The 26,361-nt window shown below is 65.0% G+C and carries 21 protein-coding genes and 1 pseudogene; 14 read left to right on the top strand and 8 right to left on the bottom strand.

The genetic code is table 11. The annotated features are described in order from the left end of the window. Positions 1–96 precede the first annotated feature (96 nt). The 3 genes and pseudogenes from AUC70_RS02265 (at position 97) to AUC70_RS02255 (ending at position 2,376) form a co-directional block, all read left to right on the top strand. Positions 97–770: pseudogene (locus AUC70_RS02265) on the top strand (DUF599 domain-containing protein). Between the two features lie 49 nt (positions 771–819). Continuing rightward, the gene (locus AUC70_RS02260; RefSeq protein WP_141701903.1) at positions 820–1,440 is read left to right on the top strand and encodes an isochorismatase family protein; all 621 of its coding nucleotides are present in this window, start codon (positions 820–822) and stop codon (positions 1,438–1,440) included. Positions 1,441–1,770: 330 nt separating this feature from the next. Next, the gene (locus tag AUC70_RS02255; protein ID WP_069443394.1) at positions 1,771–2,376 is read left to right on the top strand and encodes a superoxide dismutase; all 606 of its coding nucleotides are present in this window, start codon (positions 1,771–1,773) and stop codon (positions 2,374–2,376) included. 99 nt (positions 2,377–2,475) lie between these two features. On the opposite strand, the gene AUC70_RS02250 is transcribed toward AUC70_RS02255, so the two are convergent. Both AUC70_RS02250 and AUC70_RS02245 read right to left on the bottom strand, forming a co-directional pair. Next, complete coding sequence (locus tag AUC70_RS02250) at positions 2,476–4,380, bottom strand: ABC-F family ATP-binding cassette domain-containing protein (protein ID WP_069443432.1); 1,905 nt, start codon at positions 4,378–4,380, stop codon at positions 2,476–2,478. Positions 4,381–4,448: 68 nt separating this feature from the next. Beyond that, positions 4,449–6,029 (bottom strand): helicase HerA-like domain-containing protein, encoded by a 1,581-nt coding sequence (locus AUC70_RS02245; protein WP_083241175.1) that lies wholly within the window; start codon positions 6,027–6,029, stop codon positions 4,449–4,451. 185 nt (positions 6,030–6,214) lie between these two features. Here AUC70_RS02245 and AUC70_RS02240 point away from each other — a divergent pair, with 185 nt between their 5' ends. The 6 genes from AUC70_RS02240 (at position 6,215) to AUC70_RS18265 (ending at position 13,808) form a co-directional block, all read left to right on the top strand. Beyond that, complete coding sequence (locus AUC70_RS02240; protein WP_069443393.1) at positions 6,215–8,047, top strand: methylmalonyl-CoA mutase family protein; 1,833 nt, start codon at positions 6,215–6,217, stop codon at positions 8,045–8,047. A gap of 441 nt (positions 8,048–8,488) precedes the next feature. Next, positions 8,489–10,639, top strand: a complete 2,151-nt coding sequence (gene scpA, locus AUC70_RS02235; RefSeq protein WP_069443430.1) for a methylmalonyl-CoA mutase — start codon at positions 8,489–8,491, stop codon at positions 10,637–10,639. Next, a complete protein-coding gene (gene meaB, locus AUC70_RS02230; RefSeq protein WP_069443392.1) occupies positions 10,640–11,671 on the top strand; it encodes a methylmalonyl Co-A mutase-associated GTPase MeaB in 1,032 nt (343 codons plus the stop codon). An 84-nt stretch (positions 11,672–11,755) separates the two neighbouring features. After that, positions 11,756–12,436 carry a pyroglutamyl-peptidase I gene (locus AUC70_RS02225; protein ID WP_069443391.1) on the top strand — a complete coding sequence of 227 codons (681 nt, stop codon included), beginning with the start codon at positions 11,756–11,758 and terminating at the stop codon, positions 12,434–12,436. Then, positions 12,433–13,590 (top strand): TIGR03808 family TAT-translocated repetitive protein, encoded by a 1,158-nt coding sequence (locus AUC70_RS02220; RefSeq protein WP_141701901.1) that lies wholly within the window; start codon positions 12,433–12,435, stop codon positions 13,588–13,590. Before AUC70_RS02225 ends, AUC70_RS02220 begins: the two co-directional genes overlap by 4 nt. Continuing rightward, positions 13,530–13,808, top strand: coding sequence for a hypothetical protein (locus tag AUC70_RS18265; protein WP_280138194.1), 279 nt, complete (start codon positions 13,530–13,532; stop codon positions 13,806–13,808). The genes AUC70_RS02220 and AUC70_RS18265 overlap by 61 nt, the downstream gene beginning before the upstream one ends. Here AUC70_RS18265 and AUC70_RS02215 read toward each other — a convergent pair. After that, positions 13,805–14,314 (bottom strand): Lrp/AsnC family transcriptional regulator, encoded by a 510-nt coding sequence (locus tag AUC70_RS02215; RefSeq protein ID WP_069443390.1) that lies wholly within the window; start codon positions 14,312–14,314, stop codon positions 13,805–13,807. The two genes, AUC70_RS18265 and AUC70_RS02215, sit on opposite strands and share 4 nt — an antisense overlap. 177 nt (positions 14,315–14,491) lie before the next feature. On the opposite strand from AUC70_RS02215, the gene AUC70_RS02210 reads away from it, so the two are divergent. Both AUC70_RS02210 and trxB read left to right on the top strand, forming a co-directional pair. Next, positions 14,492–15,457: a mitochondrial fission ELM1 family protein gene (locus tag AUC70_RS02210; RefSeq protein WP_069443389.1), complete on the top strand. Its 966-nt coding sequence runs from the start codon at positions 14,492–14,494 to the stop codon at positions 15,455–15,457. 102 nt (positions 15,458–15,559) lie between these two features. Then, positions 15,560–16,522, top strand: a complete 963-nt coding sequence (trxB, locus tag AUC70_RS02205; protein ID WP_069443388.1) for a thioredoxin-disulfide reductase — start codon at positions 15,560–15,562, stop codon at positions 16,520–16,522. Between the two features lie 16 nt (positions 16,523–16,538). Here trxB and AUC70_RS02200 read toward each other — a convergent pair whose 3' ends face one another. After that, positions 16,539–18,137 carry an OPT/YSL family transporter gene (locus AUC70_RS02200; protein WP_280138197.1) on the bottom strand — a complete coding sequence of 533 codons (1,599 nt, stop codon included), beginning with the start codon at positions 18,135–18,137 and terminating at the stop codon, positions 16,539–16,541. Between the two features lie 328 nt (positions 18,138–18,465). Here AUC70_RS02200 and AUC70_RS02195 point away from each other — a divergent pair, with 328 nt between their 5' ends. The 3 genes from AUC70_RS02195 (at position 18,466) to AUC70_RS02185 (ending at position 20,641) form a co-directional block, all read left to right on the top strand. After that, complete coding sequence (locus tag AUC70_RS02195) at positions 18,466–18,912, top strand: phasin family protein (protein WP_158007329.1); 447 nt, start codon at positions 18,466–18,468, stop codon at positions 18,910–18,912. Between the two features lie 309 nt (positions 18,913–19,221). Then, on the top strand, positions 19,222–20,028 hold the full coding sequence (locus AUC70_RS02190) for a lytic murein transglycosylase (protein ID WP_069443386.1): 807 nt from the start codon (positions 19,222–19,224) through the stop codon (positions 20,026–20,028). A 61-nt stretch (positions 20,029–20,089) separates the two neighbouring features. Further along, positions 20,090–20,641, top strand: coding sequence for a thermonuclease family protein (locus AUC70_RS02185; protein WP_244505462.1), 552 nt, complete (start codon positions 20,090–20,092; stop codon positions 20,639–20,641). A 20-nt stretch (positions 20,642–20,661) separates the two neighbouring features. Here the strand turns inward: AUC70_RS02185 and AUC70_RS15975 are convergent, their stop codons facing one another. The 4 genes from AUC70_RS15975 to AUC70_RS02165 form a co-directional block, all read right to left on the bottom strand. After that, on the bottom strand, positions 20,662–22,416 hold the full coding sequence (locus AUC70_RS15975) for an alpha/beta fold hydrolase (RefSeq protein WP_280138196.1): 1,755 nt from the start codon (positions 22,414–22,416) through the stop codon (positions 20,662–20,664). After that, positions 22,413–22,679 (bottom strand): hypothetical protein, encoded by a 267-nt coding sequence (locus AUC70_RS02175; protein ID WP_141701899.1) that lies wholly within the window; start codon positions 22,677–22,679, stop codon positions 22,413–22,415. Before AUC70_RS02175 ends, AUC70_RS15975 begins: the two co-directional genes overlap by 4 nt. 57 nt (positions 22,680–22,736) lie before the next feature. After that, positions 22,737–23,966, bottom strand: coding sequence for a pyridoxal-phosphate-dependent aminotransferase family protein (locus tag AUC70_RS02170; protein WP_069443384.1), 1,230 nt, complete (start codon positions 23,964–23,966; stop codon positions 22,737–22,739). Between the two features lie 163 nt (positions 23,967–24,129). Further along, on the bottom strand, positions 24,130–26,178 hold the full coding sequence (locus tag AUC70_RS02165; RefSeq protein ID WP_069443383.1) for an elongation factor G: 2,049 nt from the start codon (positions 26,176–26,178) through the stop codon (positions 24,130–24,132). Positions 26,179–26,361: the final 183 nt, after the last annotated feature.

The raw sequence follows: 26,361 nt of genomic DNA, 5'->3' as shown, positions 1-26,361 counted from the left end.
CAACGGCTAACCCAACGTACTGATAACAAGGCTTGCGGGCGCTTGCCTCTTGTCCGCAAGATGGCGGAGCCGCCATCGCCCTGAAGCCGTGACACCATGAGCCTTCTCGATATCCTGGCCTTTGCCTGGTTTTGCCTGTGCTATTTCGGCTATGCCTGGGCCGTGCGCTATGGCCCGCTGAAATCGCGCCGCGGGCTCGTCGCCGCTGTCAACGACCGGCGCGTGCAGTGGATGGAGACGGCGCTGCGGCGCGACATCCGCATCATGGACGCCCAACTCCTCACTTCGCTGTCGAGTGGGAACGCCTTCTTTGCGTCCACGTCCGTGCTGGTGCTCGGCGGACTGACGGCGATGCTCGGGGCCGCGGACAATGTGAAGGACCGCCTGGAACAACTGCCCTTCATCTCGGACGCACCAATCGTCATGTGGGAGTTCAAGATCCTGTTCCTCATGGTGCTGATGATCATTGCCTTCTTCGCCTTCGCCTGGGCGTTTCGGCTCACACACTACGTGGGCACCATGTTCGGGGCCTTGCCGCTCCAAACCGAGGCGAACACGGCTGAGGCGCGCGCCCATGCACGCAAGACCGCCCAGCTCGTCGGGCTGTCGGGGCGTCATCTCACGCGGGTCTTAGGACGATCTATTTCGCAATTGCCGGTCTCGCCTGGTTTGTGAGCCCCATCCTCTTTGCGTTCGCATGCGCCCTGGTGACCTTCATCGTTTATCGACGCGAATATCTGTCCGAGGCCTTCACCGTCCTCGACCGTTAGGGAGAGCGGGTAAGCTTGAGCAGATCCCTATGAGGCGTCATGCCCGGACTTGATCCGGGCATCCACCAACAACGGCCCTAGGCGAAGCCGCGCCACCTATGCGACAGTGCCGCCCATGCTGCTCTCCCGCGAAAAATCCCAAGTCCTCATCGTCGATGTTCAAGACAAGCTCCTGAAAGCCATCAACGGCGCGGATCGGGTTATCGACCGCTGCGTGCGTCTCGTCATCGCCGCCCGCAAGCTTGGCATTCCCATCACCATGTCGGAGCAATATCCCCAAGGTCTGGGGCCGACCCACGATTCCGTGCGCGATGCCTTCGCCAATGACGGCTTCGTGGCCGACAAGACCGAGTTTTCCTGCATGCGCAACGAGATGTTGCGGGACCGGCTCCATGCACTGCGCCGCGACGGCCGTTCCCAGGTCGTGATCGGCGGCATCGAGGCCCATGTCTGCGTGACGCAAACCGCCATGGACCTCGAATCGCAAGGGTTCGAAGCCTTCGTGGTCGCCGATGCCGTGGGTTCGCGTGCCAAGAGCAGCTACAAGCTCGCCCTATCGCGTCTGCAAAAATCCAGCGTCGACATCGTCGACAGCGAAATGGTGCTGTTCGAATGGATGGAACGCGCCGGAACCCCGGAATTCAAGGCGCTTCAGGCCCTCGTCAAGTAGCCCTCACCCCGGCCTCTTTGCCCCAAAATTTCAATGAACCGGCCCTGCAGGATCGGTTCATGTTGGGTTCAGGTGGAAAATCGCACTCTCCAAAGCGTCAGATCCCTGTACCTGATTGTAGCGAACCTTCCTCGGCACCGGGCGTGGAGTTCAGGGGCTCCACGCCCACCCCGATTTCTCCGGAACAATAGGGACACTTGCGGTATTGTCTTCCGCACCCCGCATCGCCGCCCGGGCCCTTCGACGCGCCCCGGTTGCTTCGGCATGGCCGACGCATTAGCTTCGCGCCGGACAGTGTTCTTTCCACCCCCTAGTTCGCGGAGACCCAAAGTGGCATTCGAACTCGAACCCCTCCCCTACGCATACGATTCCCTGCAGCCCTATATGTCTGCCGAGACGCTGGAGTATCACCACGACAAGCACCACAAGGCTTACGTGGACAATCTCAACAAGCTGATCGAAGGCACCGACTACGAGGGCAAGGACCTCGAGACCATCATCAAGGAAAGCTTCGGCAAGGACGCCGGCGTCTTCAACAACGCCGCGCAGAACTTCAATCACATTCACTTCTGGCCCTGGATGACCAAGGACGGCGGCGGCAAGAAAGTGCCGGGCGCGGTTCTGGCGCTGATCGACCGCGACCTCGGCGGCATGGACAAGTTCAAAGCGGACTTCCTGCAGGCCGGCGCGACCCAGTTCGGTTCGGGCTGGGCCTGGCTGACCCTGAAGGACGGCAAGCTGGAAGTGACCAAGACGCCCAACGGCGAGAACCCGCTGGTCCATGGCGGCTGGCCGCTGCTCGGCTGCGATGTGTGGGAGCACTCCTATTACATCGACTACCGCAACGCGCGTCCGAAATATCTGGAAGCCTGGTTCGACAATCTCATCAACTGGGAGCATGTCGAAGAGATGTACGCCCGGGCGCCGTCTTCTTAAGCGCGCCTCGCGCGTCAGCGCATCGCAGTCATTTCAGAAACGGGCGTCCCCAAGATCACATGATCGAAGGCGGGCGCCCGTTTTGTTTGGAGCGCGGCCTTACGCGTCGACCTCGGCCATGGCTGACTCGACCGCTTCGCTCGCGTCCAGCCAGCGCGCTTCGGCTTCTTCGATCTCGCGGGTGAGCTGCCCGCGCTGCTTCATGAGATCGCTGGCTTCGGCCGGCGTCGCATCGATCAGCTTGGCGTCCACCGCGTCGCGCTTCACCGTCAGCTTCTTCATGTCGGCTTCCGCATCGGCGATGGCCTTGCGTAAGGGTTTGGCGCGCTCGCGGGCGTCGGCGGCGGCTTTGCGCTTCTCCTTGCGCTCGGCCTTCGACAGCGTCTCCTTCGGTGCCTCTCCCTGCCGCTTGCCCTTGCCCGACCGGGCCGTGCTCAAGATGCTGTCGCGATAATCGTCGAGCGTGCCGTCGAACTCGTGCACGCGGCCGCCATCCACCAGCAGCAGCCGGTCGGCGATGAGGCCCAGCAGATGCCGGTCATGGCTGACCACGATGACCGCGCCGCCGAAACCGGCGAGCGCCTGCACCAGCGCCTCGCGCGCATCCACGTCGAGATGGTTGGTGGGCTCGTCGAGGATCAGGATGTGCGGCGCATCGCGCGTCACCAGCGCGAGCGACAGCCGCGCCCGCTCGCCGCCCGACAGCGCGCTGACCTGAACGCCGACCTTGTCGCCGGAGAAACCGAACCGGGCGAGATGGTTCCGCACCTCGCCGGGCTTCGCATTCGGCATCATGCGCTCCATGTGCTGGAACGGCGTGTCCTCCGGCACGAGCTCTTCGATCTGATGCTGTGCGAAATAGCCGACGTTGAGCTTGCCGCTCGCCTTGATGTGCCCATCCATAATCTGCACGCCATTGGGCGTGAGCTGTCCCGCCAGCGCACGCGCCAACGTCGTCTTGCCGTTGCCGTTGCGCCCCACCAGGGCGATGCGGTCGTCGGGGTCGATGCGTAAGTCGACATGCGACAGCACCGGCTTGCCGGGCACGTAGCCGACGGCGGCATCCTCCAGCATCATGAGCGGCGGCTTCACCTCCTTCGGCGAGGGAAAGTCGAACACGAGCGAGGAATCGTCGAAGATCTCGGCCTCCGGCGCCATGCGTTGCAGCGCCTTCAAGCGGCTCTGCGCCTGGCGGGCCGTGTGCGCTTTATAGCGCCAGCGATCCACATAGGCCTGCAGCTTCTGGCGCTTGGCGTCCTGCTTGGCGCGCATCGCCGCGTCCTGCGCCTGGCGCTCGTGCCGCTGCCGCTCGAACTGGTCGTAATTGCCCACGTAGAGCGTCGTCTTGCCGTGGTCCACATGCACGATATGGCTGACGACATTGTTCAGCATGTCGCGCTCGTGGCTCACCACGATCAAGCTGGCCGGATAGACCCGCAGGAACGACTCCAGCCACAGCGCCGCCTCGAGATCGAGATGGTTCGACGGCTCGTCGAGCAGCAACAGGTCGGGCTCGGAGAACAGCAGCGCGGCGAGCGCCACGCGCATGCGCCAGCCGCCGGAGAACTCGGTCAACGGCCGGTGCTGGTCGTCTTCGGGAAAGCCGAGCCCGGCCAGGATGCGCGCGGCCCGCGACGGCGCCCCATGGGCATCGATCGCGTTCAGCCGCTCGTGAATCTCGGCGATGCGATGCGGGTCTGTCGCCGTCTCCGCCTCGTCGAGAAGCGCCGCGCGCTCCTCGGCGGCGGCCAGAACAGTCTCGAACGGCGTGGCAAGCCCGCCTGGCGCGTCCTGTTTGAGATAGCCGATTCTGGTCCCGGTGGGCGCCTCGATGCGCCCCTCGTCCGCCTCGTAGATGCCGGCGATCATCTTGAGCAACGAGGATTTGCCCGCGCCGTTGCGGCCGACAAGCCCCACACGGGCTTTCGGTGGCATGGCGACGGAGGCGCGGTCCAGAATGACGTGACCGCCAAGGCGCAAGGTTATGGCATCGAGGGTGAACATGGCGCCCGTGTAGCACACGGTGAGCAAATGCCACTAGCGACCGCGCACGCGTCCCAATGCCACGAGCGCTACCGGCGGCGCTGACCCCCGAGCGCGTTGCGCCGGATCGCATCTTCCAGCACGCGCGTGGCCATGGGCACCACCGCGCGCACCACGGACTTGCCGAGCGCCGTCCAGAAGCCGTCGCCGCGCGAGCCGCCGGACGACTTCTTGGTGGTTTTGGACTTCTCCTCCGCGGCTTCCGCCTCGGCCGCGGCCTTCGCCCGCTCCTCGGTGCGCTTCGTCAGGATCTCGTGAGCCGACTCGCGATCCACCGATTCGTCGTATTTGCCGGCGACGGGATCCGTCTCCATGAGCGCCTTGCGTTCGTCCACCGTGATGGGTCCCACTTGCGAGGACGGCGGTTTGACGAAGGTGTGCTGGACGATGCTGGGCTGGCCCTTCTCGTCCAGGGTCGAGACCAGCGCCTCGCCGATGCCCATGGACATGATCATCTGTTCGGTGTCGAGGTCCGGATTGGGCCGGAACGTCTCGGCCGCGGACTTCACTGCCTTCTGCTCGGCCGGCGTGAAGGCGCGCAAGGCATGTTGCACGCGATTGCCGAGCTGCCGCGAGACCGTGTCGGGCACGTCGCGCGGGTTCTGCGTCACGAAATAGACGCCGACGCCCTTCGAGCGGATCAGGCGCACCACCTGCTCGACCTTCTCCAGTAGCGCCTTGGGCGCGTCGCGGAACAACAGATGCGCCTCGTCGAAGAAGAAGACGAGCTTGGGTTTTTTCGGATCGCCGATCTCGGGGAGTTCCTCGAACAGCTCCGACAGCAGGAACAGCAGAAACGTCGCGTAGAGCCGCGGGCTCTGCATCAGCTTGTCCGCGGCCAACACGCCGATATAGCCGCGCCCCTCGTCGTCGGTGCGCATCATATCCTTGCCCACGTCCAGCGCCGGCTCGCCGAAGAAATGATCGCCGCCCTGCTGTTCCAGCACCAGCAATTGACGCTGAATGGCGCCGATCGAGCGCTTGCCCACATTGCCGTATCGCGTGGTGAGTTCGTTGGACCGCGCCGCGAGATCCTCCAGGAGCGACTGCAAGTCCTTGAGGTCCGAGAGCGGCAGCTTTTCTTCGTCGGCGATGCGGAAGGCGATGTTCAGCACGCCTTCCTGCGCTTCGCTGAGGTCCATGAGGCGCGACAGCATCAGCGGGCCGAGTTCCGACACGGTCGTCCGCACCGGATGGCCTTGCTCGCCGAACAGGTCCCAGAAGATCACGGGATGGGCAGTGAACTTCACGTCGTAGCCGATCATGGCCGCGCGCTCTTTGATCCAGCCCTTCTCCTTGCCCATGGCGGCGACGCCGGACAGGTCGCCCTTCACGTCGGCGCAGAACACAGGGACGCCGGCCGCCGAGAAGCTCTCCGCAAGCCCCTGCAGGGTGACGGTCTTACCGGTGCCCGTGGCGCCGGTGATGAGGCCGTGCCGGTTGGCGAGCTTCAGGAGTATGTATTCTGGCTTGGTGCTCTTGCCGATGAACACGCAATCGTCGGGGATCTCGATCGGCTCCACGGCGGCGTCTTCGCTCTCCGCCGCCTCTGCCGGCTTGTCCTCCCCGGTCGCCGCGTCCTTCTCCGACGCTTTCGTCCGCCTCGCCATCCCCCGAACTCCTCCATTCGCGCAAATCTGCCGTTGCGGCACTCTAGCCGCCGCGCGCGCCCGACGCCAACATGGCCGCAGTCCGCAAGTCCCAATAAGTCACCCTCACTGGTTGCTCGCCCGTGGGTTTCTTGCCGCGCTGGCTTCTGCTAGGAGAAAATCCAGAACCAATCTAGCTTACGCGCATGTCAGACTTGTCACTCGTATCCGCCTTTCCGAAGGCCGAAGATTCCGCTTGGAAAGAGCTCGTTGAGAAAGCCCTGAAGGGCGCTCCATTTTCCGTACTTGAATCAAAGACCTACGATGGCGCCGTGATCGAGCCGCTCTATGCGCCTGCGACAAACGGCGCGGTCATTCCGAGCCGCGATCCGGGAACGCCTTGGGAGATCACCCAGCGTATCGACATCGCCGATGCGGGCGTGGCCAACGGCCAGATTCTCGAGGATCTGAACAACGGGGCTTCGGGGATCGCGCTCGTGTTTCAGGGCGCCGTCGGCGAATGCGGCTATGCGCTCCCGGCCGATGCCGATGCTCTCGGCGCCGCGCTCGAAGGCGTGCACCTGGAATGGGGCGTCCCGCTCGAGCTTCAGCTCGGCGCGAATGCGGCGGCCGTCGCCAACATTGTCGCCGATCTCGTCGACGCGCGCGGACTGCCTGCGAACCACACCAATATCCGCTTCGGCTTCGACCCCATCGGCGTTCTGGCGGCACACGGCGCCACTGACGCATCGCCAGAGGATGTCGCGGCGCTTGCCAAGGATTTGTCCGCGCGCGGCTTCAAGGGCCCCTTCGCCGCCGCCGACGGCCGTCTCGTGCACGACGCCGGTGGCACCGAGGCCCAGGAACTGGCCTTCGCTCTTGCCTCCGCCATTGCCTATCTGCGCGCGTTCGAGGCGGCAGGCATTCCGTTGGATGAAGCGCGGCGGATGATCTTCTTCCGCCTGTCCACCGATCAGAACCAGTTCCTGACCACTGCGAAGTTCCGTGCCCTACGCAAGCTGTGGTCCCGGATCGAAGAAGCTTGCGGCCTGACACCGGAGCCAGCCTTTGTGACCGGCGAAACCGCCTGGCGCATGATGACCAAGCGCCACGCGCAAGGAAACATCGTCCGCGGCACCATCGCCGCGCTTGCGGCCGCCGTGGGCGGGGCCAATGCGGTCACCGTGCAGCCCTACACCGCCGCGCTTGGCCTGCCCGAAGCGTCGCGCGCCGCGTTGGCCCGCAACACTCAGACCGTGCTGCTGGAAGAGTCCAACCTTTATCGCGTGGCCGATCCTGCCGCCGGGTCCGGCGCGCTGGAAGCACTGACAAGCGATCTGTGCGCCAAGGCTTGGCGCCTGTTCCAGAAATTCGAAGAGGCCGGCGGCGTGATTGAGGTTCTCGGGACGGGGCTGTTCCAAGAGGCCGTCGCGGAAACCCGCCGCCCGAGAGACAGCATGGCACGGCGGAAAGAGTCGTTGATCGGCACATCGGACTTTCCCGATCTCGGCGAAGACGATCTCACCGTGATGGATGTCGCCCCGGCCCCGTTCGAGACCGGCGCGCAAGAAGTGATGCCGCTCAAGCCGATGCGCCTCGGCGCACCGTTCGAGGCTTTGCGCGACCGCAGCGATGCCGTGCTGGCCAAGACCGGCGCGCGCCCGAAAATCTACCTGGCCTGCCTCGGGCGTCCCGCCGATTTCAACACGCGCGCGTCCTTCGCCAAGAGCCTGTTCGAGGCCGGCGGCATCGAGGCCATTGCCGCCACGTCCGAGCAAACGCTTGCTGAGACGGTGGAAGGCTTCCGCGCATCGGGCGCCTCGCTCGCGTGCCTGTGCTCCTCGGACAAGGTCTACGCGGCCGATGGCGCCGAAGCTGCGAAAGCGCTCCGGGACGCCGGCGCCGCCCATGTCTATCTCGCCGGAAAGCCGGGCGACCTGGAAGCCGCGCTCCGTGAAGCGGGCGTTGAGAGTTTCGTGTTTCAAGGGTGCGACGTGCTCGCTGTACTGGATGGGGCGCAGGCAACGCTCGGAGGCTAACGGCAAAGTAGCCAGATGTATGAAACGGAACGACAAGCCGAGATCGAAAGAGTCGAACGCGAACTGCAGATTCTGCGTGAGCGTTACGCCAACCTCGATCGTGGCGGGCGGCACCTGCGAATTTTCTCGTACGCAGTCCCAATTATACTCGGTGTGCTTGCTGGAGCGGTTATCGTGGGATTGTTTTTGAAGGACCCCGTCGTAGCGATCGTTGTCGCCGCCGTCATTCTGCTGAGCGTCCTTGTGGCCCTAGCCGTTAGCGTGCCTTATGCCCGGATCATGGAAAAGCGCGTCGACCGTCCAATTCGATGGATTGATTACGCTGATTTTTTTGGAGTTGGTATTTGGCGGTTCGCCGTTCGACAGAGTGAAGCGAGCGCCGTTGAGGATATGGTTGCCGAACGGACCGAGCAACTCGCGAGGTTGAGAGGAAACGAAAAAGTGACGGGCATTCCGAAGTTTACCGATATCGAGTATCGCGAACCGCAAGAGCCGGTGCTTGGGCCTCCGGCCGACCCCTGGGAGACGCCTGAGGGCATCCCCGTCAAGCCCGTCTATGGCGAAGAGGATCGGGAAGGTCTCGACTTCCTCGACGGCTGCCGGGCCTGCCGCCCTACTTACGCGGCCCCTACCCCGACCATGTATGTGCAGCGCCCCTGGACCGTGCGCCAATATTCCGGCTTCTCGACGGCCGAAGATTCCAACGCCTTCTACCGGCGCAACCTCGCCGCCGGTCAGCAGGGCGTGTCCATCGCCTTCGACCTTGCCACCCACCGCGGCTACGACTCTGACCATCCGCGCGTGACGGGTGACGTGGGCATGGCGGGCGTCGCCATCGATTCCATCTACGATATGCGCGTTCTGTTCGACGGCATCCCGCTCGACCAGGTCTCCGTGTCCATGACCATGAACGGCGCGGTGCTGCCGGTGCTGGCGCTCTTCATCGTGGCGGGCGAGGAGCAAGGCGTCGGCCACGACCAGCTCTCCGGCACGATCCAGAACGACATCCTCAAAGAGTTCATGGTGCGGAACACCTATATCTATCCGCCCGAACCTTCGATGCGCATCGTCTCGGACATCATCGGCTACACGTCGAAAGAGATGCCGCGCTTCAACTCGATCTCGATTTCCGGCTACCACATGCAGGAAGCCGGCGCGACGGCGGACCTGGAGCTCGGCTATACGCTCGCCGACGGCATCGAGTACGTCCGCGCGGCGATCGCTTCCGGCCTCGACGTGGACGCGTTCGCCCCGCGCCTGTCCTTCTTCTGGGCCATCGGCATGAACTACTACATGGAGATCGCCAAGATGCGCGCGGGCCGCATCCTGTGGGCGAAGCTCATGCAGGAAGAGTTCGCGCCGAAGAACGCCAAGTCGCTTGCGCTGCGCACGCACTGCCAGACCAGCGGCTGGAGCCTGTCGGCGCAGGACGTCTACAACAACGTGATCCGCACTTGCGTCGAGGCCATGGCCGCCACGCAAGGCCATACGCAGTCGCTGCACACGAACGGTCTCGACGAGGCGCTTGCACTGCCCACGGACTTTTCCGCGCGCATCGCCCGCAACACGCAGCTCATGCTGCAGAAGGAAAGCGGGACCACGCGCATCATCGACCCGTGGAGCGGCAGCTACTATGTGGAGCGCCTGACTTACGACCTGGCCGAGAAAGCCATGGCGCATATCAAAGAGATCAGTGACTTTGGCGGCATGGCCAAGGCCATTGAAGCGGGCATTCCCAAACGCATGATCGAGCAGGCGGCCACGGCCACGCAAGGCCGGATCGACTCCGGCCGTCAAACCATCGTTGGCGTAAACAAGTATCGCTCCGAGACCGATGCGGACATTCGTCTCCTGAAAGTCGACAACCGATCGGTGCGCGAACAGCAGCTCGCGAAGCTTGATCGTCTGAGAGGCGAGCGCGACGAAGCCGCCGTGACGCAAGCCCTCGACGCTCTCACGCAATACGCCGAGAGCGGCAAGGGCAACCTTCTCGAAGCCGCCGTGAGGCCGCGCGCGAAAAAAGCGACCGTGGGCGAGATTTCCTATGCAATAGAGAAGGTGTACGGTCGGCACCAAGCCAGCATCACGGCAATCACCGGCGTGTACAAATCCGAGATGAAGAAGGACGGCAACATGGACCGCGTGGCCGACATGATCGACGCCTTCGAGGCCGAGCACGGCAGACGGCCGCGCATCCTCGTGGCCAAGATGGGCCAGGACGGCCACGACCGCGGCCAGAAGGTCATCTCGTCCGCCTTCGCCGATCTCGGCTTCGACGTGGATATCGGCCCCCTTTTCCAGACGCCGGAAGAAGCGGCCCGCCAGGCCATCGAAAACGACGTACACATCCTAGGTGTGTCCTCGCTCACCGCCGGTCACCTGACGCTGGTGCCGGCCTTGCGCCAAGCGCTGGAGGACCAGGGTCGCGGCGACATCATGATCGTCGTGGGCGCGGTGATCCCGCCGCAGGACTATCCTGAGCTCTTCGAGGCGGGTGCGAAGGCCATCTTCGGCCCCGGCACGCCCATCGCCAATGCCGCCATCGATATTCTCGGCAAGCTCGGCGTGGCTCCCAAAGCCGCCGCAGAGTAGATGACGGCCAGAGCTTCAAGCAGTCCGGGCGCCGCCAGCGCCAGGCCCCCGCAAAGCATCGACGAGATCGCCGCCGCCATTCGTGGAGGGGACAGGGTGGCGCTGGGCCGCGCCATCACCCTGATCGAGAGTACCCGGCCCGAAGATCAGGCCCGGGCGCGCGAGTTGCTGAAGACCCTCCTGCCCGACACGGGCAAGGCGATCCGCATCGGCATTAGCGGCCCGCCCGGCGCAGGCAAGTCCACGCTCATCGATCAGTTTGGCCTCAACCTGATCGAGGCGGGTCACAAAGTGGCCGTCCTCGCCGTGGACCCCACCTCGTCGCGCACGGGCGGCTCCATTCTTGGCGACAAGACGCGCATGGGACGGCTGGCCTCGGAGACGGACGCATTCATTCGCCCCTCGCCTGCCGGGTCCAGCCTCGGCGGCGTCACCAAGACCACCCGCGAGACCATCGCCATCGCCGAGGCCGCCGGATTCGACGTGGTGCTGGTGAGACCGTCGGCGTCGGCCTCGGAGACTGCCGTCTCCAACATGGTCGACGTGTTCGTGGTCGTGGCCATTCCCGGTGCGGGCGACGAGCTGCAAGGCATCAAGCGCGGCCTTCTGGAGCTTGCCGACATCATCGCCGTGAACAAGGCCGACAGCGACAACGTGGAGCGTGCGAACCGCGCCGCTGCGGAGTATCGCGCGGCGCTGCATATTCTCGCCTCCGGCAACATCGCCTGGCAGCCGGCCGTGCTCACCATGTCGGCGCGCGACAACACCGGCCTCGATACGCTGTGGGAGAAGATCGGGGAGTGCCGCCGCTCGCTCACCGAGGCCGGCGTGCTCGACGAACGGCGCGCCGAACAGGCGGCCACCTGGATGCGCGAGATCTTCGAGCAGCGCCTGCTTGCCGCCTTCAAGGGCGGACGCCGCGCCGCACGCGAATATCAGGACATCGAGGACCAGGTACGCGCGGGCACCATGAGCCCGGCCGAAGGGGCGGACGCGCTCGCCGGACTCGTGGGGCTGAACGACACCGAATAGCCGCAAGGCGGCTCAGCCGCTCGGGTCAACCACAAGTCCGATAAGCCCTTCCCTCAAGGGCTAAGCGGGGCTAAGCCTTCAGTCATGGCAGACGTCTCGTCAGACCCTTCGGCGCACGATTCGGCAAGGCCACGCGTCCTCGTCACGGGCTTTGGCCCGTTTCCCGGCGTCGCCGAAAACCCATCCGGCTGGCTCGCCGAACGGGTGGCCGCAACCGCGCCCCCCACCGACTGCATGCTCTATCGCGCGGTGTTGCCGACCGAATGGACCGCTGTCGCCAGCCGCGCCGCCTATTTCCACCAGGCTATTCGGCCGCGCCTCATGATCCATTTCGGCGTCCAGACCCAGGCGACGGAAATTCAGCTGGAGTGCAAGGCCCATAACGTGACCGAGCAGCGCCCGGACGCGGCCGGCGCCCATCCCGGACGCCCCGACGTGATTTCCGGCGGCGGCGACATGCTTGAAACCTGGCTGCCCGTCGATGCGCTCGTCGCGCGGCTGCAAGCGGAGAAGTTCCCGGCCAGCGTCTCTCAGTCCTGCGGCCGCTATGTCTGCAACGATCTCTATTTCCGCTCGCTCCATTGGGCGGAGCAGAACGGCAGCGACGCGCTCTTCGTGCACGTGCCCCAAACCCATGTCCTGAGCCTACACACTCTGCTGCAGGCGGCGGAAATGATCCTGCAGGAGGCGCTGCAAGCCGTGCAACTGCAGAGCAAGTTCGAGGCGGGGCCGTTGGACACCCTGCCGCCGACGGACACGCCATGACCAATCCCCGGAAACCCGCCGGCCCCGGCGGCGGCCTCCAGATCGGACGGCGGGACGCACTGCTGGCGGGCCTGGGTACAGGTGTCGGCGCCGGCCTCAGCATGGCCGGCCCGCACACGGCTCTGGCGTACGATGGTTCCAGCAGCAGCCGCATTGCCCCGGCGGGCGGCGCGGTCTCGCAAACCGCGACGCTGCAACAGGCTCTGAACGATGCGGCCGCGAACGGCGAACCACTGTTCCTGCCCGCAGGGACCTACAAGACCGGCACGCTGACGCTTTCAGCCGGGACGCATGTGCAGGGCGTTCCGGGACGGACGATTTTGAAGTCGGACGGCGTGCCGATCCTTGTCTTGGAAGAGGCGGACAACGTGCGCCTGTCGGGCCTGGTGCTCGACGGCGGCGGCTCACCGCTTGGCGAGGACAGCGCGTTGATGACGGCGACCGGCGCGACCGGCCTAGATGTCGCCGCATGCCGCTTCCTCAACAGCGGTGGCGGCGGCATGACCTTGCGCAAAGCCTCGGGCCGCGTTTCGAACTGCACGTTCGGCAACATCACGAGCGCAGCCCTCTTCAGCGAAGGCGCGGCCGGCCTCGAGATCAGCAGCAATCACATCCACGATTGCGGCGACAACGGCATCCTCGTCTGGCGCACGGAGAAGGGCGAAGACGGCACGCTCGTCACCGACAACCGCATCGAACGCATCGCCGCCAAGAGCGGCGGCAGCGGGCAGAACGGCAACGGCGTCAACGTGTTCCGGGCAGGCTCCGTGCTCGTGACGCAGAACCGTATCTCCGACTGCGCCTATTCGGCCATCCGCAGCAATGCCGGCTCGAACTGCCAGATGGTGGCCAATTCCTGCTCAAGGCTCGGGGAAGTCGCGCTCTACGCCGAGTTCGGGTTCGAGGGAGCGCTCATCGCCAACAACATCGTGGATACGGCCGCCACCGGCATCTCGGTGACCAATTTCAACGAGGGCGGCCGGCTCGCCGTGGTTCAAGGCAACATCGTCCGTAATCTGTTCTTCCGGAAGACCGGCGAAGCCGCGGCAGCGGGATTGCCGTCGAGGCCGATACGACGGTCACCGCGAATGTCGTGGAGGGCGCGCCGGCCTACGGCATCATCGTGGGCTGGGGCGATTATATGCGCGACGTGACCGTGACCGGGAACGTGATCCGCAAAAGCCATATCGGGATTGGCGTCGCGGCCGCTTCGGGCGCCGGCGCCGCCCTCATCACCGACAACCTGATCGACGGCGCCCAGGACGGCGCCATACGGGCGATGAAAGGCCCGACGCCGGTCGGTCCGGACCTCGCTTTGGAAAGCGCGGAGTCCTATCCGAACCTCGCCGTTTACTCGAATGTCGTGCGCTAATCGGCTTGCCGTTCAGGCTCCGCCGCTTGGGACATCAGCTCGGTCGGAACACCCGGCGCTTGCTTGGATGTCCGGATCACGAGCGAGGTCTTGACGCTCTCCACATTGGGCGCGGCCGTGAGATCGTGAATGATGAAGTCCTGAAACATCGTCAGGTCCGGCGCCACGCAGCGCAGCAGGAAGTCGATCTCGCCCGAAAGCATGTGACAGTCGCGGACCACGGGGCTGGCGGCGACCCACTTCTCGAAGGCGATCAGATCCGCCTCGGCCTGGCTGTGAAGCTTGATCATGGCGAAGGCGGACACGTCGAAACCGAGCGCCCGATCGTTGAGCAGGACCGTGAAGCCCTTGATAATGCCCGCCTCTTCCAGCGCCCGGACACGGCGCAGGCAGGGCGGCGCGGAAATGCCCACTTTGCGCGCCAATTCGATGTTCGTGATGCGGCCGTCAGCCTGCAATTCACGCAAGATCAGCCAATCCGTGGAATCGAGGCGGGCGGCACGCATCGGGCCCCATGCTCCCTAGACGATCGCGGGCGCATCGCGGTAGAAGGCGCGATGGCAGGTCACTGACGTTCAGTGGGGAAGTTTTGCATACTTTTGTGCCTCCCACACAACGGAATCGAAAAGAATTTGAGCATTTTCCATTCTGGAAATTCTCGTGAGTAGGATTTAAGGAAACCCATGCCGGAAACCTGGATCGTCACGGACGGCGCGGTGGGCATGGAGGCACAAGGCATCGCCGTGGCTGAAGCGGTAGGCCTGCCCTATGTCCTGAAGCGCGTGAAGCCCACCGGGCCGATGCAGCTGATTCCGACCCGTTTCCAGCACCTTGTGCCCGCGAAGGGCCGGATTTCGGCCTCGCAGTCGAACAGCCCCCTCGCCCCGCCTTGGCCGCGTCTGGTCATTTCGATCGGGCGGCGCAGCGTGCCGCTGGCCCTCGCCATCAAGCAGCTCGGCGGCGCCTATGGAGTCCACATCCAAAACCCCAAGGTCCCGGCACGCTTATTCGACCTCGTCGCCGCGCCGGTGCATGACGATTTCGAGGGGCCGAACGTGATCACGACGTTCGGGGCCGTCCATAGGGTAACGGCAGATAAGCTGGCCGAGGCCGGCGCGCGCTACGCGCCACGCATCGCCGATCTGCCTCACCCCCGCATCACCGTGCTTCTGGGCGGCGAGAGCCGCGCCTTCAGCTTCCCGCCGGAGGCCGGCGCACGATTTGGGGCGTCGCTGGCAGCGGCCGCCCGAGAGACCGGCGGATCCCTCCTGATCACACCCTCGCGCCGCACCCGCCCCGACACGCTGCGTGCCGTCGCCGAAGCAGTCGCGGACGTGCCGCACGTGGTCTGGGACGGGACCGGCGAGAATCCCTATCTCGCGTTTCTGTCGCTGGCGGACGCCATCGTCGTCACCGAGGACTCCGTCAATATGGTCACCGAGGCCACGGGTACGGGCAAGCCCGTCTACACGCAGGCCCTCTCCGGCCGGTCCGCGCGGCTGTCCCGATTCCATGCCCTGATGCGCGAACGTGGCGCCACGCGCCCGTTCGAGGGCCACGTCGATCCGTTCGACTATGCACCAGTCAACGACACCGAAGCCGTCGCCGCCCCGATCCGCGCGGCGCTCGGTCTTGATTCGAGAGGATAAAGACGTTGTGACACGGCACGGGTTGCGCCCGGACGCGCAACTGCTTACCTCTCCCATCCGACGCGACAAGCAGAGCCACAGCACATCCGAAAGGCAACGCCCATGGGTTCCCGCCACGAGAAGCTGATCATCATCGGCGCCGGTCCGGCCGGCTACACCGCGGCCATTTATGCGGCCCGCGCCATGCTGAAGCCGCTGCTGATCGAAGGCATCCAGCCTGGCGGACAGATGACCATCACCACCGATGTGGAGAACTATCCGGGCTTCGCCGATGTGATCCAGGGACCGTGGCTGATGGAACAGATGCGCGCGCAAGCCGAGCATGTGGGCACGGAGATTATTTCCGACATGGTGGTCGAGGCGGATCTGTCACAGCGCCCCTTTCGGCTGAAGGGCGACAGCGGCGAGGAGTACACGGCCGACGCGCTCATCATCGCCACGGGCGCAAAAGCCCGGTGGCTCGGCCTCCCCTCCGAGGACAAGTTCCAGGGCTTCGGCGTTTCGGCGTGCGCCACCTGCGACGGCTTCTTCTATCGGGGCAAGAACGTCATCGTCGTCGGCGGCGGCAATACGGCCGTCGAGGAAGCGCTCTATCTCGCCAACCTCGCGGACAAGGTGACGCTCGTGCATCGCCGCGACGAGCTGCGCGCCGAGAAGATCCTGCAGGAGCGCTTGTTCAAGAACCCGAAGATCGACGTGCTCTGGGACCACAATCTGGTCGAGGTTCTCGGCGCCGACGACCCGCTTGGCGTCACGCACGCAAAGCTCGCCAACGTCAGACCGGGCGACGAGACCACGACCGAGATCGACGGCATCTTCATCGCCATCGGGCACTCGCCACAGACCGAGTTGTTCAAGGGTCAATTGGAGCTGAAGACCGGCGGCTATATCCAGACCGCGCCCGGGTCCACGGAGACCAGCGTCGAGGGCGTGTTCGCGGCCGGTGACGTCACCGACGACGTGTACCGTCAGGCGGTGACGGCAGCGGGCATGGGATGCATGGCCGCGCTCGACGTTGAGCGTTATCTCGCGAGCGTCGAGGCCCACGCGGAAGCGGCCGAGTAGCGGCTCTCGGTAGCCCTCAGAACCACACCGAAACGACGCCGAACAGGCTTTCGCCCGCCACCAATCCTGCGGCCACGCTCAAGAGAAAACGCGCGGCCCAGTGGGGTGCGAATTTATGCGCGATGGCGGCCAGCCCCGCGCCCGCGAACAGCATCAGCGACGTGCTGGCCGGGATCACGAAGGCGAGGCCCAGTGCCGCCCCGCTCGGCACGAAGATCAGACGTTTCGGGTCCAGCCAGCGCTCCAACAGAGCCAGCACCACGCCGAGCACCCCGCCGACGGCCATGGCCCAAAGCGCGGACGGGGCGATCCCGCCAAGTCCGTCGCTGAGGGCCTCCGCCACTGCCTTCCAAACGGCGACGGCGGGCGCGGGCCATTCCGGCGTGAACAGTTGCGTGGCCGGATCCGGGATCAGCATCAGGTACACGAGACTGCTGACGATGCTGCCGACCACGACGCCCGCGCACTGGGCCACGACCTGGCGCGCCGGATGCGCACCGACCTCATGGCCCGCGCGAAAATCGTTGAGAAGGTCCGCAGACTGGCCCGCCGACCCGCCCGCTACATTGGCGGTCATGAGATTGGTGATGGGCTGGCCCGGGGCCATAGCCCCAAATGTCAGCTGTGAGACCTTGCCGATCGCCCCGATCGGCGCGACCGATGTCTCTCCGACGACGCGGGCGGCCACCGTGGCCAGCACGAAGGCCACGGGGATGGACGCCAGCGCCATCGTCCAATGCACATTGAACAGGACGACCTGGAGCACGATGGCGAGCGCCGCCGCGACGGTAAACCCGGCGAACTGAAACCAGCCGTTCCCGGATGCGCGTGTGGGCGCCTGACCGTGCGGATGGTGTTTCGAGACCGCGAACAGCGAGGCGGCGAAGCTGGTGAGACTGGCCGCCACCATCACGGCGACCCCCGGCCAGAGCAGCCAGCCGACCAGCGGCTCGAACCAGCTCACCTGGCTTTCCGAGACCTGAACGATCCCGTGCTCGATCAACACGGGCCCGATCAGACCCCACGCGAGCAGCGCGCCGATCAGCAAGCCGAGGCCCGCCCGCAAGCCGATGATGCCGCCGAAGCCCAGCAGCAGCAGCGATGGATCGAACACGAAGGTCAGCTTCGAGGCGGTCAGGGTGGGCCCCACCCTCGGGATTTGCCAGACCAGCTTGTCGAGTACGTTGAACAGGATCGCGCCCACCAGAGACGACATCAGGACCTTGACCCGCGACATCGCCTCGTCCGCATGGGCGAACATATCGCGCATGGTCTGTGCCGCCGCCATGCCGGCGGGAAAGACGAGATCGGACTGCTCGATCATCCGCGGCCGCAGGAACCAGCCGATCCACACGCCGAGGAAGCTCACCGAGAACACCCAGACGATGAGGGGTAGCCAGGGCAGGTTCTCGCCCGTCATCGCCGCCAGCGCCGGGATCGGCGCGACGAGGCCGCTCGACGTAATGGCCGCGGCGGCCGAGGCCGTGGTTTGATTGATGTTGCTCTCGAGCATGCCCCAGGACGGGCGCCGCAGAAGCCGCGTTATGGGCGCCCAAAACGCAAAGGCCAGCAGCAAGGCGGTGATCGACATGTTGAACGACCAGCCGATCTTCAGCCTGAATAGACATTGCAGGGGGCCAGGAGCGCGCCGAGGATCAGGCCGGTGGCCAGCGCCCTTGGTGTTAGCTCCCTTGCTGATGGCACCCTTGGCGTAGGCTCCCTCTGGGAGGGAGCGGCATCCGCCTTGGACGCCGAACCCGCCGTCAAGCTGTCGTGAATCCCCGCCATGGCTTCAGCTAACTGCCACGATCAGTTCACCATACCAAGCGAGAACGGGCCCGGAAGGCCCCAAAAGCACGGTTTACGGGCCTTTGGGGGGGCGGGGCGGCAAGCGTTCCTTAAGGCCCCTGACATAGCTTTCGTGGCCGAATATGCTGTATTCTATGTCCCGTATCGCGTTGGGCTCAGGGCCCTTTGAAGAAGAGAGCCGGGCTGAAAGGGAACCCATGAATAAGAAACAAATGTTCGAATTTCCAACAGACATGCGTGACTTGGCCGAGAAGAACGTCGAGCAAGCACGCGTGGCTTATGGCCAGTTCATGGAGTTCATGAGCCAAGCGATGAACGCTTGGTCCGCGTCCGGCGTGCCAGAGGCGAAGAACTTCAAGACGATTCAGGATCGCGCGATTGGCTTCGCCAAGGAAAACGCCGAGCGCTCGTTTGCGCTGGCGAGCGACATGGCCAAGGCCCACGATCTGCAGGAGGTCATGACGCTGCAGAGCCGCTACGTGCAAACGCAGATGCAGACCTTCGGCATCCAGGCGCAGCAATTGTCGTGGCTAATGGCGGACGCCCTGCAAAACATGCAGACGGGCCGCCCGAAGCGCTAAGCGACGCCGAACGCGCACATGGCCCCTCGTGCGCCATGCCACGGCGCGCATGGTCACCCCCAATCCAAGGGTCTCCTACGTGCATGGCGCATCGGCCATGCACGCGCTGTCATGCGCGCAAAATTACGCGCTGGAGGCATCAGGCGCCGATTGCCAAGCGGCGAATCCTCACGCTACAACGGCTGCCGCGGGGAACGGAGCTTTGCTTGATAGGCTTGAGCGAATCGAGAACGCTCGGGCGGAGGACACTCAAGGACGGTGGCTCGGGACGGCTCTCGCCCGGTGCCTCCTGAACGATGGAAGGCCCTGATGGCGTACACCCGACTGATCGCGCTCGCGAGCGCCCTTCTTATTCTGACCGCCGCCCCGGCGCTCGCCGCGCGCTGCGGCAACAACGCCAACGGTTTCGAAGCGTGGAAACGCTCCTTCGCACAGGAAGCCAAGGCCAACGGCATCGGCCAGCGCGGCATCAATGCGCTCATGGGCACCCGTTACGCCTACGGCACCATCAAGGCCGACCGAGGCCAGCACAGCTTCAAGCTGTCCCTGGACCAGTTCATGAAGAAGCGCGGCGCCTCCGCCATCGCTTCGCAAGGCAGGCGCTATAAGGCCTCGAACGCGGCCCTCTTCAACGCAATCGAGCGCCGGTACGGCGTGCCGCCCGGACCGTTGATCGCGATCTGGGGCATGGAGACGGGCTTTGGGCGCTACATGGGCCGCCAGAACACGATCTCGGCGGTCGCCACCCTCGCCTATGACTGCCGGCGGCCCGACTTCTTCCGGCCGCATCTCTACGCGGCCCTGCAGCTCGTCGACCGGGGCGCCTTGAGCCCGAGCCAGGTCGGCGCCATGCATGGCGAAGTCGGCCATACACAGTTTCTGCCGCGCAACGTCCTGCTCTACGGCGTCGACGGCAGCGGTGACGGCCGCGTCGATCTCAACAACAAGGCCGACGCCCTGGCCTCCACCGCCAACTTCCTGCGCGGTCACGGCTGGCGGCCCGGCGCCGGCTATCAGCCCGGTCAGCCGAACTATCGGGCCATCCAGGGCTGGAATGCCGCTGGCGTCTACCAACAGACGATCGCGATTGTCGGCGCCCAGATCGATGGCGGCTGATGGCCCGAAAGACAACTTCCAGACCCGGAGTAGTACGTCGACCCGGCGGCGGTCTACGCCGATGACGCGGCGGACGCTCATCAATCAGCTGGGGCGCGCGATCGCCCTGCTGCTCGTGCTGGGTCTGGTCTTGCTGCTGAACCGCTATTGCGGGATGGAATCCGAGATGATCGGTCCGGGCGCGAAGCTCGTCGCCGTCGATGGCGATTCCTTGCGCGCCAGCAACGGTGAGGATTACCGCATCTTCGCCATCGACGCGCCGGAACTCCACCAGACCTGCACCGACGCCAAGGGCAAGGAATGGTCGTGCGGCCGCGCCGCGAAAACCGAACTCGCCAAGCTCATCAAGGGCGGCGATGTCTCCTGCGTCGAGCAGGCAACCGACAAATACGGCCGCAACGTCGCCCAGTGCGGGGCCAAGGGCGTGCCGGATATCGGCGAGGCCATGGTGCGGGAGGCTACGCGATCGATCTCGGCCGGCAAACGGGCTACGCCTATGCCGGTGCGGAAAGCGAGGCCCGCGCGGCCGGCAAAGGCATCTGGGCCGGCACCTTCCAGCGCCCCGGCGAATGGCGCCAGCAGAACCCCCGCACGAACTGACGCCTGGCTCTGACGCGGACCGGCTGTCGCCGCCTATGGCGTGGCGGCCGGCTTTGGCTTTTCCGTGAAGGTCCAGTAGCGCCCGCCATCGGTTTTCACCGGCGCAAGGCGCGAGCGCTTGTCCGGGCGCTTGCCTTCGAGAATGAGATCGCGCAGATCGCCGAGCACCGTGTCCGAGTCCCCGTAATAGCCGTGGCCGACGAAGTCGGTACGGATGGCGCTCGCATCGATCGTGTCGACGCCGGGCGCGATAATCACGCCGTCGGCCGTATCGCCCGCGCGCGGATAGCCGGCAAAGGTCTTCGACGCCAGCAGCGCGTAGTCGCCCGAGGAGGCATAGAGCGTCGTCCCGCCCTCGCCCGCCAGGATCTTCGGCGCGATGTCGCGCTTGAACGTGTCCGCGTCGATATCGGGCGCCGCAAGAATGATCTCGTCGAACTTCTCGCGGATGCTCGGGTCTTCCAGCACGAGTTCCTTCAGCGCGCCCGTCAGGACGCGCGTACCCATGCTGTGGGCGATGAGATAGATGTGCTCCGCGCCGGACTGCGCGACGAAGTCTTTCAGGAAGTTCTTGAAGTCGAGCCGCGCCCACTCCGCGTTGGTCTCGTCCACCTTGTACGAGGCGTAGCTAGCTTGTGACGGCCAGCTGTAGAGTACCGGCGCACCACCGAAGCCGAGGTCGTAGGTGATCTGCGCCGTCCGCCGCGCAGCATCGACGAAGGCCACGTTGTAGCCATGCACGAAGACGAAGGCGGACTTGCGGTCCGAACTCTTCACACGGGCCGCGACGTCATCGAAGAATTTGGTCTTGTCGACCTCGTCCACCGAAAGCAGCACCACGAACTGGTCTGGATCGTTGCACCATTCGAGCCGCCAGATCGACGGCGTTTCGACCACGCCGACCTGGTGTCCAGGCGGGATGCCGACCGCCGCGACGCCGAATGTCAGCGGGCCCCTGTCGCCGCCATAGACGGAGGCGGGATCGGTCTTGCCGGTGTTCTTGCGGTCCGTGGCATAGAAGACCTTCACTACCGCGTAGGAGGTCTCCTGGCGCATATAGGCGTAGCGCCGCACCTTCTTGCCTTCGAGCTTGCGGGCGGCGGCAAACGTCTTCTCCGCCTCCTTGGTGCGGCCTGCGGCCATGTAGACACCGGCCAGCGCCTCCATGGTCGCAATGGACTTTTCGTTGCGCGCGCCATACTCGGCCTGCCGGATGGACAGCGCGCGCTTCATGGCGCGCACGGCGTCCTTGTAGCGCTTGGCGTTCTTATAGAGATAGGCAAGCTGCTCGGCGCTGTCGGCCACCTCGACGCTGCGCGGGCCGAACGCGGCGACGCGGATCGCGAGAGCCTTCTTCAGCAGTGCCTCCGCCTTGCCGAGCTTGCCCTGCTGCTGGAACACGAATGCAGCTTCGACCAGCGCCGGCACCACGCCCGGCTGATCGGCGCCGTAGCGCTCCTTGGACAGCGCGACGTAATGGTCGGCCAGACGGGCAGCTTCCGCATCTTTGCCCTTCGCCTGAAGCTCCTGAATTTCGAGCGGCAGCGCCTCGAGCATGCCGCGCCCGACCGCCTTGGCGCGAATGGCCTCCACGCGGACCAGGAGCGACTCGGCGTCCGCGAACCGGTCCTGCTGCTCGTAGAGCCCGGCGAGATTATTCAGGCTGGTCGCGACGAGGGGATGATTGGGCCCATAGGCCTTCTCGCGGATCGCAAGCGCCTGCTTGAGCAGTGGCTCGGCGTCGGCGTAGCGCTGTTGCTGCTTGTAGACCCAGCCGAGCCAGGTCAGCGCCGTGGCGTATTCGGGACTGTCTTTGCCGGCCTCAGCGCCGCGTCCGCCACATAGCGCTCAGCCAGCGCCTCGGCCTCATTCATTTTGGCACGGGCGGCGAGCGCCGGAATTTCGCGGCTGATCTCGGAAAAGTCCTCAGGCTCCTCCGCTTGCGCGCGGATGCCTGGAACGAGGAGGAAGGAAAGCGCGATCAGCGCCACGGCCAGGGGCACGGGCGCTGATCGCAGTGTTCTAACATTCCGGCGGCTTTGCGAAGCCATTCAACTTTCCCAATCGGGAAGAGGATCGCCGGGCTGATCCGTCTTACGCGGCCACCCTTACGCGGCTTTGGCGTAGTAGGACTTCAGCTGGTTCAACACGGTCGCCTTGTCGAACTCGGCGCCCATGGCGAGCATGGAGTCGGCGAAACGGCTGACGATCTCGGTGATCTGCTCCGGCGAAAGCTGGTTGAGGATACCGATACGGACCTGAACGGGCTCGGACAGGGTCGGCCAGATGCCGAAGCCCTGCGCACGTGCGCCCTGGACCAGTTCCTTCTCGCGACCGGCCAGCTTGCCCGGCAGGTTCAGCACCACGAGGCTCGGCATGTTCGACGTGACCTCGCAGCCCATGGCCTCAACGGCCTGGCGCAGCGCAGCCTCGTGATACTTGTAGTCCGACGCCTTGCGGGCGCGGCCGTAGCCCAGAATGATGCGCAGCGCCTCGTGGAAGGCGGCCACGGCATAGCCGGAATGGGTCTGGTGGTAGACGGGGGTGTCGACGTCCTTGCCGTCGATGATGCCCCAGTGACGCGCGTCCAGAATCGGATGATGGACGAAAGTCCGGCAGCCCCGCTTCTTGACCATCTCGATCGCCTTGTCGGTGAAGCTGACCGGCGCGTAAGTCAACGGCAGGGACAGCACGCCCTTCTGCGGACAGGACGCCCAGGCCACCACGCCCGGATAGTCGTCGATATTGAAATCGCCGACGCCAAGGCTCGACACGGCATCGACGATGCCCATGACACCGTGCTTCACGCAGGCGTCGGAGAAGCCCTTGAGGTCGTTCACGCGGCCCGAGCCCGTCTCCCAATGCGCCATGAAGGCCCACATGGGCTTGTGCTCGGCAAGCGCCTTGTCGATGGTTTCGGCGGAGATCGACTGGCCGTGCGGCGTATCGATGATCTTCACGCTGGCCGGCTTCGGATCGAGCGAATTCTCGGCGAGTTCCTCCTGGGTGGCGGCCTTCATGCGAATGGTCAGGCCGTCGATGCTGGAGAAGGTGCCGTTGACGAACGCCACGACCTCGTCGCCCGGAAGGATCAGGCTGTGCACGCAATCCAGACCGTCCCAGCCCGTGCCCGCAACGCCAAAGGTGTAGACATTCTTGGTGCCCCACAATTCGCGGAGCATCAGCTTCGCCTCCTTCATGCCGCGCAGCACGTCGGCTTGCATGTGGTCGGCGACGCCGGTCTTGGCGAAAGCCTCGAGCACGCGGGGATCCGTGTTGCCGGGCCCGGGGCCTGCGGCAAGTGTCTCCGGGATTACGAGAGCTGGAAATACAGTCATGGGATTACCCTCTGGAAGCTAACTGACATCAGACGAAAGTATAAGGCACCATCGTCTACCGGTATGGGAGACGCGGGGCAAGGCCCGGGGCCAAAATTTGGTAGCTCCAAGCCTACCAGACGACCCAGAACGAATCACCCCGCCCACCCTTGATCCAGCGCAATCAGGCAGCCTGATCGCGCCGGTGGGACAGCACCTGATCGGCGGCTTTGCCCACCAATTCGGCCAAATGATCGTGCCGGGCCTGGAACGTTCCCACGCCCGCCGTCGCCGACCGCAATTCCACGATCAGGGTCTGGATTTCGGCTTCGGGAATATGGGCTTGAACCACGTCCCAGCCCGGCCAGCCCGGACGGGCATCGAAGCCGAGAATCTGGCCGCGGTGCGAGGAGACGATGGAATTGACCCGGGGGGTCGCCTCCGACGGAACCGCGATCTCCACGGCCATGATGGGCTCCAGCAGCACCGGCTGACACTGCGGCATCCCCTCGGCCATCGCCAGCCGGCCGGCCTGGCGGAACGCCATGTCGGAGCTGTCGACCGAGTGGTAGGACCCATCGACCAGGCACACCGCCACATCCACCACCTGGAAACCCAACGGCCCCGTGTGCAGATAGTCGCGCACACCGTGTTCGACGGACGGGATGTAGTTCTTCGGCACCACGCCGCCGGTGATGGTCTCGGCGAAGGTGAAGCCGCTCCCGCGCGGCAACGGCTTGATGTCGAGCACCACGTCGCCGAACTGGCCGTGACCGCCCGACTGCTTCTTGTGGCGCCCGCGCACCTGCGCCTGCTTCCGGATCGATTCCTTGTAGGGAACCTCCCGCGGATAGGTGGAGGCCGCCGCCCCGTATTTGCGGATCAGGCGTTCCAGGGCGACGCGCAAATGCATCTCACCCTGCCCCCACAGGATCATCTGACCCATGTCCTGATCGTGGGCGACGGAGATCGACGGATCCTCCTCGACGATCTTGGCGAGGCCCGTGGTCAGCTTCACCTCGTCCTTCTTCTCCTTGGCGACGAGCGCCAAGCCGAAAACAGGCTCGGGCATGACCGCCCGGTCGATCGACGGGACCGCGGCCTTGTCGGTCGACAAGGTGTCGCCGGTCTGCACGCTTTCGAGCCGCCCGAAAGCGACCGTGTCACCCGGCTTGCCCGGACCGCGCTTGACCGGCTCCTGACCCAGGACATCGAAGGTCCCGGCGATACGCTCCTCGGCCGCGCCGCCGAAGACCGCATCCCCGTCGGCGAAGGTGCCGGCGAGAATCCGCACGAGCGACAGCTTGCCCGCATGAGCCGTGTGGAACGTCTTCATCACGAAGGCGCAGGATGCGGCATCCGCCACACCGAGCCGTTCAGCCGCCGTTTCGACAAAAGGGGCTTCGTGGCGAAGGGCCTTCAGGAGCCGGGCAATACCGTTGCCGTTCTCCGCCGACCCCAACAGCACGGGACAGATCACGCCTTCGCGCAGGTCCTCCGCCAAATCGTCAAAGACCTTGTCGCGCGGCGGCGGCACATCCTCGAGAAGCTGTTCCATCAGCTCGTCGTCGTAATCGGCAAGCTGCTCCAGCATCGAGAAGCGGCGCTCCTGCTCCCGGTCGGTGAGAGCGTCGGGGATGTCGACCACCTTGGACGGCGCGTGCTCGCGATAGACGTGCGCGCGCTCCAGGGCGAGATCGATGAAGCCCGTGACGATGCTGTTTTCCCAGATCGGCACCTGGCGCAGCACCAGCGGCACGGTCGATGCGGGCTGCAGCATCGGCACGATGTCGCGCACGCGGGTTTCGGCCTTGTCGATCTTGTTCAGGAACAGGAAGTGGGGGATGCCCCGGTCCTCGAGCTGCTTCAGGATGAGCTGCAGGGCCGGAACCTTCTTCTCGTCCGGCTCGCACACCACGACCGCCGCGTCGCAGGCGCTAAGCACATTGGCGGCATCGGCCTGGAACTCGATCGAGCCCGGACAGTCGAGAAATGTGAATGTGTCGCCGAGAAATTCGACCGTGGCGGCGTTGAGCTCCACACTCATGCCGTGATGGCGGGCCTCGTCCGAGGCATCTCCGACCGTGTTGCCGGCCGCCGCCGAACCTTGCCTCTTGATGGCGTCGGTCCGCGCCAGAATGGCTTCAAGAAGTGTTGTTTTTCCGCTGAGATAGGGGCCAACCAGTGCGATGCAGCGAGCGCTGCGGGCTGGTTGGCCCTGCGCTTGGCCCATATCTTCCTCCCATGTTTTGCGCCAAGGCAAAACGCGCGAGGTGGGCCGATTTGTTCCGGCCCTTCGTCCTTACGCGAGCCTTGACGACACCATCGTGACAAGGGAAATCGGGTCTGGCAAGGGCCCCGTCTTCGACTCCCCCAAATGGCCCCTCGCCTCTTCTGATCCACTCGCTGAGACAGT

Origin of the sequence: Methyloceanibacter stevinii (assembly GCF_001723355.1) — a bacterium.
Lineage (GTDB): Bacteria > Pseudomonadota > Alphaproteobacteria > Rhizobiales > Methyloligellaceae > Methyloceanibacter > Methyloceanibacter stevinii.
This window is presented reverse-complemented; position numbering and strand designations above follow the sequence as displayed.